We start from the raw sequence: 13,359 nt of genomic DNA, 5'->3' as shown, positions 1-13,359 counted from the left end.
GTAATTGTATTGTCCGACCCAAGTCCGCTTGGGTTATTGTTCTTGCCGCGTTATTTTTCTTCGCGGTTGAACACGCCGTCCCAATCTTCAGGCGGCGGGTTCTGCATGAAATACCCACACCGTTCAAAGTATATTCTACTGGGTTTATCCTCAAGTGCGGCATCGAGCACAGTTGAAAATGCTGCTTGTGCTTTTTCCCATTCCCCGGCCCGGTACAAGGCCAGCGCAGCTTCAAAACGGGCCGCCATCGGGAAATCCAGCGCAGACATACCTTCCAGAGGCTCATAGATGGTAACGGGGAGTTGTTTACCCACAACGCGTATCTTGTCCAACTCCCTGTATCGGCACATTTCACGTGTCATTTGATAGGTTTCTTCGCCAACCAGGTAGGTAACGCCGTAATATTTTGCCGATCCTTCAAGACGTGCGGCCTGATTCACTGTATCGCCGATGACGGTGTATTCCATTTTCTTGCCCGCAAGGCCGACGTTGCCCGCCACCACCTCTCCGGACTGGATTCCGCCGCGGATACTGAACGGTTCAACTCCTCTTTCCTTCCATTGGGTACGTAACGCTTCCATCCGCACATGGATCGCCCTGATGCAATCGATAGCCAGCTTCGCATGGTCGGGTTGCGCCAGCGGCGCCCCCCAATAGGCCATGATGCCGTCACCGATGAATTTGTCTATGGTGCCGTCATGCTGTTCGATCACTTGCACCATCGCCCCCAGATATTCGTTGAGGCGTGACACCACCTCCTGTGGCGGATGCGCTTCGCTGAAGGAAGTGAATCCCTTGATGTCGGTAAACAGTACTGTCACTTCCTTGTTATCCCCGCCTATCCTGGCCGCCTCGGGATCCTTCTCCAGTCGCGCAACAAGCTTGGGGGACAGATAGCTGGAAAACATCGAGCGCATTTCACGCGCACTTCGTTCCAATACCAGATAGCGGAAGCCCCCTCCGACCAGTACGGCAATGACCGCCGAAATGACCGGATAGATCATGTTGATCCATTGACCCGCGTTGAACATGTAATAAGTGAACCAGACGTACCCGGCTATCAATACGGCTGTTGCCGGAATCGCTCCATACAGGCGCAGGCGGGTGGTCAGGAAAAATGCAACCGCCCCCATCGCAACGATGAAGAACATATCGATCAGCGCCTCCATGCCCCCTTGGCGAATGTAACGCCCGCTGATGATGTCGTCGGCGATGGTGGCGTGCAACTCCACCCCCGGAGTATTGCCGCTGAATGGCGTAACGCGCATGTCGTAGATGCCCAATGCGGTCGCACCGATGAATAATATTTTGCCTTTCAATTTCTCTGCGGGAATGCGCCCATTCATCACGTCCACAAAGGAATACCGCGGATAAATGCCCGGGCCGCCTACGTAGTTGATCCACATTCGATTTTCGGCATCCACCGGAATGTCATGGTTTCCCAGCGCGATATCGAAGTCCTCGGTGGCGAACTTCGTTTCCCCCAGCGCCAGCATCGCCGCCATCAATCCCAACGAGGGAACCTGCTTGCCATCCGCTTCGATCAACAGCGGATTGCGGCGAATCACACCATCGTCGTCCGGCAACTGATTGATATGCCCGATCCCGATCGCGCCGCGCTCGATCTCCGGCAAGCTGCGGGTAACAGTGGCTACACGGCCATTCTTGTCGAAATCGAAAGTCGTCCCCAGCACAACATTTCCCGCGCGCCTGATGGCCGCAGCAAAGTTCTTGTCATTCGCGGCGGTATCATGCTCGGGGAAAAATGCGTCAAACATCACGGCCTTCACTTTTGCGGCGGCCAGCCTGTCCAAAAGCGGCGCATAGCGGTCGCGGCTCCAGGGATAGCGCCCCAGTTCGGCGATGCTCTTCTCGTCGATGGCGATAATCCCGATGTCCGGATTGGGCTGGATCGGACCGCGCAGGTCCCTGAAGCGAAGATCGTATGTCCTAGCCTCAAAAGCTTCAAGGAAGGGATTCTGCGTGTAGTAAAGCAACAAAACACTGAAGATGGAAAGCGTCGCCAGCAAGAGGGATAGCACGGTGGTATTCCCGAGCATCAACATCTTTTTCCAGAACGGTGTGCTGCCCATGCTTGATTTATCCCCCACGCTTCGAAACTGCGATCGCCACCCCTGGCTTCTGCTTTGTCATAATGCCATAGCCTGTCTATGCAGGTCATAGAAATGCAAAGACCGTCTTTTTCAGTTCCACTTTTACGCACCAATGGGCCTGGATGTGCCAACTGCCGGGCGTTGTCTTAAAGCGTGGTGGGCGCCGGAGTTTATTGCGCAAACGATAGTATTTAAGTTATTGTTGCCGAAATTACTGGGGGGCTCGGAAAATGCGATTCAAGATCACTTCAATTGTCGGACTTATTGTTCCGGTGTTGGCGGCGTCGCTCTTGGCAGGATGCCTTGCTGGCGGTGGCGGTGGCCCCACATACGATGGCACATGGACAGTGGGTTATGTCGATTCGAGCTTCACACAACCTGCCGCCGCAAGTGGTGTGACCGTGATTTGCACTGTACAAAACCCGCTTCCCACGGTAACGCTGGTAAATGGAACTGGATCAACCAGCCAGACAAATACCTGCTTGAATACTGTTTCGGGAACTCAGCATTTTATTTATCTGATTAGTGTTGCCATTACCACTTCAACCAGCACAGTAAATGCCATCGTGAATGGCGTTCCGCTTACTGGCCAGTGTATTAGTGCATACGGGTGTGCGGCACAATCCGGAACCAAATCGCTCAGTCTGACACGCTAGCTCACAAATTATTTGCTTGTATCTGCCGCCGGTGCTAGAGATAGCCCCGCGGTTTTTATTTTAGTTACCTTGCTGCAAGATGAAAGCGGCATGCGCTTCGCGAAACGCCGGACCCCATTCGGGATGTCCCGCCTCTTCCGGTTTCAGTTTGAAATGCGGATTGATCTCCAGCGCCTTTTTGAATTCGCTCCGGCACTGCGCGACTTCGTCATTGATGCAATGTATAAACGCCAGATATTTGTGCGCTGTTACCTGGTCTCCCTTTGCGGCCAATCCGTCATAGAGAGAGTGATTCAATAGATGATTCAGTACCAGCGTTGCGGTCGCCATGTCACCTTCTTGAAAACTCTTCACCCCGACCTCCAAATCCTGGCGTGAATCGCTATTCCACGAAGCAATGGCACAGGCACTTAGCAGTAGGGGCGCCAGCGAAATAATCCACGTCGCACTTTTCACTTCAATCCCAAGCACCACGATGACAATCGTAGAAATTAAATTAAAAGGGCTCGCACCTTTGCGAGCCCTTCAGATATTGGTGGCCCGGGGCGGAATCGAACCACCGACACAAGGATTTTCAAGCCCGTGCGACATTCTTGCGGTTCAACCGCTTAGCCTACTGACTTTCTACAATTCTTGTTTTTTCCCAGTCACGCAGACCAGCATTTTAAATGTCTTTAACAGAATTGTAGAAAGTATTATTTGGGTGGCGTGTATTTCGTTGGGCGATTAATGACCGTCCCGCTTTGCAAAGCGACCTGCGCAGGAAATAGGTTTCGTTCAAAGTGCTGCTCAGTCACACGAATTCTTCCCGTAGCTGCATTCTCAAGCGCTTTGGATCGATTTAGACGACGCTCTGGAATAGCCACATGCACTTCCTTGTGTGGGAATTTCTCTCTCACTAGACGGATCGCTGGAGCTAGATCAGTATCCGCTGTGAAAATGATTGCTTTGTCGAAAATATTTTCATGAGCACCCTGCAATAAGTACAGCGCAATATTGACGTCACTTTCCTTTTCCTCATGAGTATCCCACTCATGTTTGCAACTGGGGCATTTACGTGGTTTCTTCTTAAATGTCCCCATCACCGGAACGACGCCTGTTGATTTCAACACGGCCACATAGTCGCGGTGTCTATCTTGTACATCTACTGGCACCCAGCCAGCATAAGCCGAGAAATAATATGTACCCACCAATACATCATTTTGGGGGTGAATGAGCGCTTGGCTAAGTGAAGTGATATTCAACCACTTGAGGTGATGCTTGTGGTTGGTGAGCCGCTTTGTAGCGGGATTCCAGTTTAGATCGTTGATGGCATGATAAAGATTGAACCCATCAACAAAAACGAATACTCGATTTTGACCCACCAAGTTCGCCCCCCAGAAACAAAGCCGGCCGCGCTAGCGGCCGGGACCTCGGGGAAACCCCTCGGGATGTTATGCCGACACCGCAGGGCATCGGGGCCAACAGCAGTGCTGCTGGGATGATTAACCCCGGCAACGCTGGTCACCGGGACTCTACGGCATGCCGTAGAGGATGTTTCGGCGCGGAATATAACAATATTTACCAAAAAGTAAACATTTTGTTTAGCGCGCCTAAACCATGCTTTTCCTGTCTTACAGCTTACTTTCCGCCACTTTGCTCCTTTTCAAGCCATTTGGCGACATTTTCCATTCTTTTCTCTTGTTTTGTCTGACAGCCCTATTTTCCCAATGTTCCGCCTGATTGCGTCTTTTCCGCAACTTTTGATGGGTGGCACGCTGGGCGGCACGGTGCGAGGGAGTGCCTATGTATCCGGTACCGTCGGAAATAGCGATGCTGGCCAGCGCGCGCCGATATCCGGGGCGGGGAACCTAGATGCACAGGGTGGCGAGCGCCTCATGCCATCCAACACCTACCTGTCAGCCCCTACCACATCAAGCGCTATCTGGATGAACGCGGCAAGACCGCCAAGGTACGCGCGAACCGAGAGCGGGCCTTATTCAGCCATGTGTTCAACTTCGCCAGGCAGTACGGCTACACCGACGCGCCGAACCCCTGCGCAGGCGTCAAAGGGCACAAGGAAACTGGAAGGGACAGATACGTTGAAGACTCTGAATATCTGGCCGTGTGGGGGAACGCGCACTACACCGTGCAGGACGCAATGGACCTGGCACACCTCACCGGTCAGCGCCCCGCCGATCTGCTCAAGTTCAACCGCAGCCATATACGTGATGAACTGCTGGGACTCACTCAAAACAAAACAGGGAAGAAACTGCGCATTGAGATCACTGGCGAACTGCAAAGCCTGATAGAGCGCATTTTAGGCCACGTGAATTACTCAATGACCTGCGATGCCCTGCTGCAGGATGGGAACGGCCAGCGCCTCACCTACGGTGCTTTGCGCGCGCGTTTCGACAAGGCGCGTGAAGCGGCCGGCGTCAGCTTCCAATTCAGGGACATTCGCGCCAAGACAGCGACCGACACTGAGAATCTGGCGCATGCCCAAAAACTGCTAGGACACAAGACACGAGCCATGACAGAGCACTACACACGCCATCGGAAAGGCGATAAGGTCAGCCCTTTGAAATGAAGAATTGTAGAAATTCAGGCCGAATTGTAGAAATGAAAAAGGCCTGCATCTCTGCAGGCCCTAGTGATACTGGTGGCCCGGGGCGGAATCGAACCACCGACACAAGGATTTTCAATCCTCTGCTCTACCGACTGAGCTACCAGGCCGTTTTTGCGCCCTTCCCTTTACGGGTTGGGTAAAACGAAGGCGCGCATTGTAGCGGCAAGCCGCATTACGGGCAATATAAAAAACGAACCCCGCTCAAGGCGGGGTTCGTCAGGTGCAACTCAGTGCCTTGGGGGCAATTACATCATGCCGCCCATACCACCCATACCGCCCATATCTCCACCACCCATACCACCGGCTGGCTTGTCTTCCGGCAATTCAGCCACCATGCAAGCGGTCGTCAGCATCAGACCGGCGATGGAGGCAGCGTTCTGCAAAGCAACGCGTGTTACCTTGGTCGGATCGACCACGCCCATGACCAGCATGTCGCCATACTCGCTGGTGGACGCGTTGTAACCGAAGCTGCCCTTGCCTTCCAATACCTTGTTCACCACAACGCTGGGCTCATCACCTGCGTTCTGAACGATGGCGCGGATAGGCGATTCCATGGCGCGCAGGACGATGGTGATACCGGCGTCCTGGTCGTGGTTCACGCCCTTGAGTCCGGCAACCGCTGCCTTGGCACGCAGCAATGCAACTCCGCCTCCAGGAACAATGCCTTCTTCAACCGCGGCGCGGGTTGCGTGCAATGCATCTTCCACGCGCGCCTTCTTTTCCTTCATTTCGACTTCGGTCGCAGCGCCGACCTTGATCACTGCAACGCCACCAGCCAGCTTGGCTTTGCGCTCTTGCAGTTTTTCCTTGTCGTAGTCGCTGGTGGACTCTTCAACTTGCTTGTTGATCTGGCCGATACGCGACTTGATCGCATCTTCCTTGCCTGCGCCGTCGATGATCGTGGTGTTTTCCTTGCCCACTTCGATGCGCTTGGCTTGGCCCATGTCGGCCAGAGTCGCTTTTTCCAGGGTCAGGCCGACTTCTTCGGCGATCACGGTGCCGCCGGTCAGGATAGCGATGTCTTCCAGCATGGCCTTGCGACGATCGCCGAAGCCGGGTGCCTTGACCGCAACAGTCTTCAGGATGCCGCGGATGTTGTTCACAACCAGGGTTGCCAGCGCTTCGCCGTCTACATCTTCGGCGACGATCAGCAGCGGACGACCAGCCTTGGCGACTTGTTCCAGTACGGGCAGCAGGTCGCGGATGTTGGAGATTTTCTTGTCGTGCAACAGGATGAAGGGATTCTCCATCGCAGCAATTTGCTTGTCGGCATTGTTGATGAAGTAGGGCGACAGGTAACCGCGGTCGAATTGCATGCCTTCCACGATGTCCAGTTCGTCTTCCAGGCCCTGGCCGTCTTCAATGGTGATGACGCCTTCCTTGCCCACTTTTTCCATCGCAGCAGCAATCTTCTCGCCGATCACGGTGTCGGAGTTGGCAGAGATGCTGCCCACTTGCGCGATTTCCTTGCTGGTGGTGCAAGGCTTGGAGATCTTCTTCAGTTCTGCAACGGCGGCGATCACAGCCTGATCGATACCGCGCTTCAGGTCCATCGGGTTCATGCCGGCGGCAACAAACTTCATGCCTTCCTGCACAATGGATTGAGCCAGCACGGTTGCGGTGGTTGTTCCGTCACCGGCCACGTCGGAAGTCTTGGAAGCAACTTCCTTGACCATTTGCGCGCCCATGTTTTCGAACTTGTCCTTCAGTTCAATTTCCTTGGCGACGGATACACCGTCCTTGGTGATGGTGGGAGAACCGTATGAACGGTCCAGCACCACGTTACGACCCTTTGGGCCCAGCGTTACTTTGACCGCATCGGCCAGAATGTTGACACCCACGACCATCTTGGCACGTGCTGCATCATGGAATTTCACGTCTTTAGCTGCCATGTTCTTATCTCCTGAAATTTATTTGGAACTTTTAGTTCCGGCATAACATCCGGGCTGCGCCCCGATGTGAGCCTGCACTGAAAATACTGCTTCGCCAGGCGAAGAATTATTTTTCGACTACGCCGATGATGTCGTCTTCACGCATGGTCAGCAGTTCAACTCCATCGATCTTGAAGGCCTGACCGGAATATTTGCCGAACAGAACGCGGTCACCGACCTTGACGTTCATAGCTTGCAGCTTGCCGTCATCACCCATCTTGCCGTTGCCTACGGCGACGATTTCGCCTTGGTCAGGCTTCTCGGTGGCCGCATCGGGAATAACAATACCGGACGCTGTCTTGCGCTCTTCTTCCATGCGCTTGACGATTACACGGTCGTGCAAAGGACGGATCTTCATGCTTTATCTCCTAAAAAACAGTGAGTTGATTAAAAACGTGGGCGGGATGTTAGCGTTGATAGCTATTCGGGTTGACCAACCAGACTACCTGTTAGCACTCCCCACCTGCGACTGCCAATAATAGGGGCTGTACTACCAAAATTCAAGGGTGACGAAGAAATTTATATAAAAAGCTTGATGTTACCGACGTAACAATTCATCCAATGCGTCGGCAAGATTGGGATATTTGAATTGTCCGCCTGCCGCAACCAGCTTTGCAGGAAGCACACGTTGCCCCTCCAGCAACAGTGCGGCACGTTCCCCTATGGCCAGCTTTAAAACCGGCTCCGGAGCAAACAGGAAAGCGGGCCGGTGCAATGATTTGGCCAATGTTCGGGTAAATTCGGCGTTCGTCACCGGCTGCGGCGCTGTCATATTGAACGGGCCGCGCATCTGGTCGTCGTCAAGCAAACGCAGCACCGACGCGACATAATCCGCGATATGGATCCAGCTCATCCATTGTCTGCCATTGCCCAGGCGCGCGCCCAGACCCAGCCTGAACGGCAACACCATCCGTCCCAGTAATCCGCCGCTTTTGCTCAATACCAGTCCGGTACGCAGCAGGCACACGCGCACGTCATGTTGTTCAGCGAGGAGCGCCGCCGCCTCCCAGTCAACGCAGAGTTGCGCCGCAAAATCTGTTCCGGCCGGCGCAGCTTCATCCAGTTCCATATCACTACGATCGCCGTAATAACCGATAGCCGAGCCGCTCAGCAGCACCTTGGGTTTCTGTTTGGCCGCAGCGATGCGTTGCACCAGTTTTTCGGTCAGTGTGATCCTGCTTTCACGCAACACCTGCTTGCGTTGCTGCGACCAGTACGCGTCCACAATGGGCTCACCCGCCAGATTGATGACTGCGTCGAAAGCCCGGTCCGGCAGCCATTCGTTGAGTGACGCCATGGCCCGCACCTCCGACACGTTACTGGCGAAGCCAGCCGTTTGCGGGAGGAGGTGCGATGCGGCCACTCCCGCACCTGAGGGCTCCGCCCCACCGCGTCGTGGCCGCACCGTTGCGCCGCATTTCACCGCGACTGTTGCAGCGCGCCGGCTCAGTACGGTCAGATGATGCCCTTCAGACAGCAGGGCCTTGCACAGGTGCCTCCCGATCAGTCCTGTCCCGCCTGTGATCAAAATGCGCATTGCAAACTCCCGAGAACGATTTCAACACGCCCATCTTACGCCACGATCAAACTCCGTTATGATTCTGCGTATGTCAGCCAACTCCAGCCTCCTCGAACGCAGCCTTTCCGCCGTATGGCATCCCTGCACCCAGATGAAACGACACGAAACGCTGCCATTGGTTCCGATCGCGCGCGGCGAGGGCGTGTGGCTATACGATCTGGACGGCAAGCGCTATCTGGACACGGTGAGCTCCTGGTGGGTGAATCTGTTTGGCCATTGCAATCCCCGCACCAATGCCGCTGTTGCCGACCAGCTCGGCAAACTGGAACATGTGATGCTGGCCGGTTTTACCCACGAGCCGGTGGTGCAACTGTCGGAAAGATTGCGCGCACTCGCCCCTTCCGGATTGGGGCATTGCTTCTACGGTTCGGACGGCGCCTCTGCAACCGAGATCGCCCTGAAGATGAGTGCCCATTACTGGCGCAATACCGGCCGCCCGCAGAAGACGGAATTCATCAGCTTGCAGAACAGTTACCACGGCGAGACGCTGGGCGCACTGTCGGTCACCGATGTCGCATTGTTTCGCGACGCTTACGGCGCGCTGATCAGACAGAATGCCACCGTCCCTTGCCCGGACTGGCGCAATGCGGAAGCGGGCGTAAGCCCGGAGGATTACGCACTGCGCTGCGCCACTGCACTCGAAGCCCACTTGCAGGAACATCACGACAACATCGCCGCCTTCATCGTCGAGCCGCTGATCCAGGGGGCGGCAGGCATGGCGATGTACCACCCAGTCTATTTGAGCAAAGCGCGAGAACTCTGTGACCGATTCGACGTGCATCTGATCGCCGACGAGATCGCAGTAGGCATGGGAAGAACCGGCACCCTGTTCGCCTGCGAACAGGCACCTCGGCCCCATACCAAACACCGGCAAGAGAGAGGGATTTCACCGGACTTCCTGCTGCTCTCCAAAGGCATCACCGGCGGTTACCTGCCGCTGTCGGTGGTCATGACGACAGAAGATATCTACCGCGCCTTCTACGCCGACGAGACCGCACGCGGTTTCCTGCATTCGCATTCCTATACCGGCAACCCGCTCGCCTGCCGTGCCGCGCTCGCCACGCTGGATATCTTTGCCGAAGACGACGTGCTCAACGTCAACCGAACCAAGGCAGCGTTTTTCAACCGCATCGCGCAGCCGTTGCGCGACCATCCCAAGGTGAAAAATTTCCGTAACACCGGCATGGTCTGGGCCTTCGAGGTGGATACGCCGCATGCCGACTTCGCCCAGCGTTGCTTCAGCCTCGGACTGCAACATGAGTTGCTGTTGCGCCCGATGGGCAACACGGTATATTTCATGCCGCCCTATGTCATTCGCGAAGACGAGATGCAATTTCTCGTCACACATACGCTGAAAGTGATCGATCGTCTGATATGAAACACCTGTACGTTTTGCTCCTGCTTTGCCTTGCAACCAGTGTTCAAGCCGTTTCGCTCCCGGCGACAGTCTCCCAGAAGCTGAAGGAAGCACAGATCCCGCAATCCGGCATCGCCGTCGTCGTACGGCAAGTCGGCAAGCGTGCCCCGCTCATCAGTATCAATGCGCAGCGCCCGATGAGCCCGGCCTCGACCATGAAACTGCTCACCACTTTTGCCGCACTCGACCTGCTCGGCCCTGCCTATACCTGGAAGACCGAGGCTTATATCGACGGTGATTTAAAGGATGGCGTGCTGAACGGCAACCTGATCCTCAAAGGTTATGGCGATCCGAAATTCACGATCGAGCAGTTCTGGCTGTGGCTGGGCGAACTACGGGCACGAGGCCTGCGCGAGATACGTGGCGACCTGATCCTGGACCGCAGTTATTTCGATCTGCCACCGTACGACCCTGGCGACTTCGACGCCGATCCGATGCGCGCCTACAACGTGGGGCCCGACGCGCTATTGATCAATTTCAACACGCTCCGGTTGCGCTACATGCCGGACGGTGCCGGCCTGAAAGTCGTCACCGAACCACCTTTGGACGGCATGACTCTGGACAACCAACTGACGCCCAATGACAGCAAGGTGAATTGCGACAATTGGGATGATTCATTCCTCGTACAACCGAAAGGTGACAGTGTCGTGCTGCAAGGCGACTATCCCATGGGCTGCGGCGAACGCGAACAGAACCTCAGCGTGATGCCGCACACCCGCTATGTGGGTGCCTTATTCAGCGCGGTATGGAAAGAGCTAGGCGCCACCCTGCAAGGCACAGAACGCGAAGGAGTGGTGGGCAGCAATGCAAAACTTTTTTCCGTGCACCGGTCCGAACCCCTGAGCGCGGTCATTCGCGACATCAACAAGTTCAGCAACAACGTGATGGCCCGTCAATTGTTCCTGACCCTGGGCCAGGCCGGACCGGCGCTGGACGAACCGCCAGCATCGACAACCGCGGATGCAAATGAAAGCTTCAACGCGCACCCGCTCAGTATCGAACGCAGTTTGTTCGTCATGCAGACATGGCTGGCGCGCAACCGGCTCGATTTCAAGGAAGTCGTACTGGAGAACGGCGCCGGTCTCTCGCGCAAGGAACGCATCAGCGCCGCTCACATGGCGCAGCTATTGCAGCACGCCTTTGATGATCCGCTGAGTGCCGAACTGCAAGCCTCGCTGCCCATCCTCGGCGTGGACGGCTCGGTAAAAAGACGCCTCAAGGATAGTCCCGCGGCCAGCCATGCCCACCTCAAGACCGGCACGCTGGAAGGAGTGAAGACCGTCGCGGGTTATGTGAAATCCCAAAGCGGCAAGGAATGGATCGTCGTGTTCTTCATCAATCATCCTTACGCCAAAGCAGGACAGAGCGCGCAGGATGCGTTGCTGGAGTGGGTGCAGAAAAAGTAGGTCGGGTTAGCGTAGCGTAACCCGACGTTTTGATGATCCTGATAACACTTGTCGGGTTACGCTGTCGCCAACCCGACCTACCTGAAGATGCCCGTCAATAGGCGTTCTTCACGCGATGGTTTTAGCAGATCGCCTATGACGGGATTGCGAAGCAATACGAAGTTTGCATTCACAGGCCCAATTCTCCCCACATCGCATCCACTTTCGCTTTCACCGCCGCATCCATCACGATGGGCGTGCCCCATTCGCGTTGCGTCTCGCCCGGCCATTTGTTGGTGGCATCCAGCCCCATCTTGCCGCCCAGGCCTGACACCGGGCTGGCAAAATCGAGGTAGTCGATCGGGGTATTCTCCACCAGCAGCGTATCGCGCACCGGGTCCATGCGCGTGGTAACCGCCCAGATGACTTCTTTCCAGTCGCGCACGTCGATATCGTCGTCCACCACGATGATGAACTTGGTATACATGAACTGGCGCAGGAAACTCCAGATACCGAACATCACGCGCTTGGCGTGGCCGGCATATTGTTTCTTGATGCTCACCACCGCCATGCGATACGAACAACCTTCCGGCGGCAGGTAAAAATCCGCAATCTCGGGAAACTGTTTTTGGAGCAGCGGCACGAACACTTCGTTCAGCGCCACGCCGAGCATGGCCGGCTCATCGGGCGGCTTGCCGGTATATGTTGAGTGATAGATCGGGTCGCGGCGCATGGTGATGCGTTCTATCGTGAACACAGGGAATTTGTCCTGTTCATTGTAATAGCCGGTATGGTCGCCATACGGGCCTTCCAGCGCGGTTTCGCCCGGATGGATCACGCCTTCCAGCACGATCTCGGCGGAAGCAGGCACTTGCAGATCGGAGCCTATGCACTTCACCAACTCGGTTTTGCTGCCGCGCAGCAAGCCGGCGAACTGGTATTCGGATAAAGAATCCGGCACGGGAGTGACCGCACCGAGGATGGTGGCCGGATCGGCGCCGATCACCACCGCGACCGGGAACGGTTGCCCCGGGTTCTTCTCGCAATGATCGCGGAAATCCAGCGCCCCGCCGCGATGCGTCAGCCAGCGCATGATGACCTTGTTCGGTGCGATGACCTGCTGGCGATAGATGCCGAGATTCTGGCGCGGCTTGTTCGGTCCGCGCGTAACGACCAGACCCCAGGTGATGAGCGGCGCGACGTCGCCCGGCCAGCAATGCTGGACCGGCAACTTGGAGAGATCGACGTCCTTGCCTTCCCACACGATCTCCTGGCACGGTGCGGAAGACAGCACCTTGGGCGACATGGTCAGGACTTGTTTGAGTATCGGCCATTTCTCCCAGGCATCCTTCAGTCCTTTGGGGGGTTCCGGTTCCTTAAGGTAAGCCAGCAACTTGCCGACTTCGCGCAATGCGCTGACATTTTCCTCGCCCATACCCAATGCCACGCGGCGCGGCGTGCCGAACAGGTTGGCCAGCACCGGCATCTTATGTCCGACCACATTCTCGAACAACACCGCCGGACCCTGCGCTCGCAGCACTCGGTCGCAGATCTCGGTCATTTCCAGATGCGTGGAGACGGGCGCAGTCACGCGCTTGAGTTCGCCGATCTTTTCCAGTTGCGCTATGAAGTCGCGCAGGTCGTGGTATTTCATATGAGCCGTCCCTTC

General features: G+C 55.9%; 11 protein-coding genes and 1 tRNA gene. 4 read left to right on the top strand and 8 right to left on the bottom strand.

All coding sequences use genetic code 11. From position 1 onward, the window contains the following. Positions 1 to 50: 50 nt before the first annotated feature. Positions 51 to 2,093: a CHASE2 domain-containing protein gene (locus tag QOY30_RS00795; protein ID WP_283742739.1), complete on the bottom strand. Its 2,043-nt coding sequence runs from the start codon at positions 2,091 to 2,093 to the stop codon at positions 51 to 53. Positions 2,094 to 2,344: 251 nt separating this feature from the next. Between QOY30_RS00795 and QOY30_RS00790 the strand changes: the two genes are divergently transcribed. Further along, entirely contained in the window at positions 2,345 to 2,770 is a 426-nt protein-coding gene (locus QOY30_RS00790) for a hypothetical protein (RefSeq protein ID WP_283742738.1), read from the top strand. Positions 2,771 to 2,830: 60 nt separating this feature from the next. Here QOY30_RS00790 and QOY30_RS00785 read toward each other — a convergent pair whose 3' ends face one another. Beyond that, positions 2,831 to 3,226, bottom strand: a complete 396-nt coding sequence (locus tag QOY30_RS00785; RefSeq protein ID WP_283742737.1) for a TssQ family T6SS-associated lipoprotein — start codon at positions 3,224 to 3,226, stop codon at positions 2,831 to 2,833. A gap of 239 nt (positions 3,227 to 3,465) precedes the next feature. Continuing rightward, on the bottom strand, positions 3,466 to 4,134 hold the full coding sequence (locus QOY30_RS00780; RefSeq protein WP_283746001.1) for an NYN domain-containing protein: 669 nt from the start codon (positions 4,132 to 4,134) through the stop codon (positions 3,466 to 3,468). A 623-nt stretch (positions 4,135 to 4,757) separates the two neighbouring features. On the opposite strand from QOY30_RS00780, the gene QOY30_RS00775 reads away from it, so the two are divergent. Next, positions 4,758 to 5,339, top strand: coding sequence for a tyrosine-type recombinase/integrase (locus QOY30_RS00775; protein ID WP_283742736.1), 582 nt, complete (start codon positions 4,758 to 4,760; stop codon positions 5,337 to 5,339). Between the two features lie 70 nt (positions 5,340 to 5,409). Here QOY30_RS00775 and QOY30_RS00770 read toward each other — a convergent pair. The 4 genes from QOY30_RS00770 to QOY30_RS00755 all read right to left on the bottom strand — a co-directional run bounded on the left by QOY30_RS00770 (position 5,410) and on the right by QOY30_RS00755 (position 8,846). Then, positions 5,410 to 5,485: transfer RNA gene (locus QOY30_RS00770), tRNA-Phe, on the bottom strand. Positions 5,486 to 5,623: 138 nt separating this feature from the next. Continuing rightward, positions 5,624 to 7,270, bottom strand: coding sequence for a chaperonin GroEL (gene groL / locus QOY30_RS00765; RefSeq protein WP_283742735.1), 1,647 nt, complete (start codon positions 7,268 to 7,270; stop codon positions 5,624 to 5,626). Between the two features lie 106 nt (positions 7,271 to 7,376). Further along, complete coding sequence (locus tag QOY30_RS00760; protein WP_283742734.1) at positions 7,377 to 7,667, bottom strand: co-chaperone GroES; 291 nt, start codon at positions 7,665 to 7,667, stop codon at positions 7,377 to 7,379. A 180-nt stretch (positions 7,668 to 7,847) separates the two neighbouring features. After that, positions 7,848 to 8,846, bottom strand: a complete 999-nt coding sequence (locus tag QOY30_RS00755; protein WP_283742733.1) for a TIGR01777 family oxidoreductase — start codon at positions 8,844 to 8,846, stop codon at positions 7,848 to 7,850. 70 nt (positions 8,847 to 8,916) lie between these two features. Between QOY30_RS00755 and bioA the strand changes: the two genes are divergently transcribed. Both bioA and dacB read left to right on the top strand, forming a co-directional pair. Next, positions 8,917 to 10,266 (top strand): adenosylmethionine--8-amino-7-oxononanoate transaminase, encoded by a 1,350-nt coding sequence (gene bioA, locus QOY30_RS00750; RefSeq protein ID WP_502958675.1) that lies wholly within the window; start codon positions 8,917 to 8,919, stop codon positions 10,264 to 10,266. Continuing rightward, a complete protein-coding gene (gene dacB / locus QOY30_RS00745; protein WP_283742731.1) occupies positions 10,263 to 11,711 on the top strand; it encodes a D-alanyl-D-alanine carboxypeptidase/D-alanyl-D-alanine endopeptidase in 1,449 nt (482 codons plus the stop codon). The genes bioA and dacB overlap by 4 nt, the downstream gene beginning before the upstream one ends. A 169-nt stretch (positions 11,712 to 11,880) precedes the next feature. Here dacB and ubiD read toward each other — a convergent pair whose 3' ends face one another. Next, complete coding sequence (gene ubiD, locus QOY30_RS00740) at positions 11,881 to 13,344, bottom strand: 4-hydroxy-3-polyprenylbenzoate decarboxylase (protein ID WP_283742730.1); 1,464 nt, start codon at positions 13,342 to 13,344, stop codon at positions 11,881 to 11,883. Positions 13,345 to 13,359 lie beyond the last annotated feature (15 nt).

The organism is Sideroxydans sp. CL21 (genome assembly GCF_902459525.1).
Classification (GTDB): Bacteria; Pseudomonadota; Gammaproteobacteria; order Burkholderiales; family Gallionellaceae; genus Sideroxyarcus.
The sequence above is the reverse complement of the archived record's forward strand: the minus strand, read 5'-3'. Positions and strand labels throughout refer to the sequence as shown.

What these genes read in the sequence shown, in the direction of transcription:
- dacB (WP_283742731.1), top strand. Translation starts at nt 10,263, where the DNA reads ATGAAACACCTGTACGTTTTGCTCCTGCTTTGCCTTGCAACCAGTGTT.
- ubiD (WP_283742730.1), bottom strand. Translation starts at nt 13,344, where the DNA reads ATGAAATACCACGACCTGCGCGACTTCATAGCGCAACTGGAAAAGATC.
- QOY30_RS00790 (WP_283742738.1), top strand. Translation starts at nt 2,345, where the DNA reads ATGCGATTCAAGATCACTTCAATTGTCGGACTTATTGTTCCGGTGTTG.
- QOY30_RS00760 (WP_283742734.1), bottom strand. Translation starts at nt 7,667, where the DNA reads ATGAAGATCCGTCCTTTGCACGACCGTGTAATCGTCAAGCGCATGGAA.
- bioA (WP_502958675.1), top strand. Translation starts at nt 8,917, where the DNA reads ATGTCAGCCAACTCCAGCCTCCTCGAACGCAGCCTTTCCGCCGTATGG.
- QOY30_RS00795 (WP_283742739.1), bottom strand. Translation starts at nt 2,093, where the DNA reads ATGGGCAGCACACCGTTCTGGAAAAAGATGTTGATGCTCGGGAATACC.
- QOY30_RS00755 (WP_283742733.1), bottom strand. Translation starts at nt 8,846, where the DNA reads ATGCGCATTTTGATCACAGGCGGGACAGGACTGATCGGGAGGCACCTG.
- groL (WP_283742735.1), bottom strand. Translation starts at nt 7,270, where the DNA reads ATGGCAGCTAAAGACGTGAAATTCCATGATGCAGCACGTGCCAAGATG.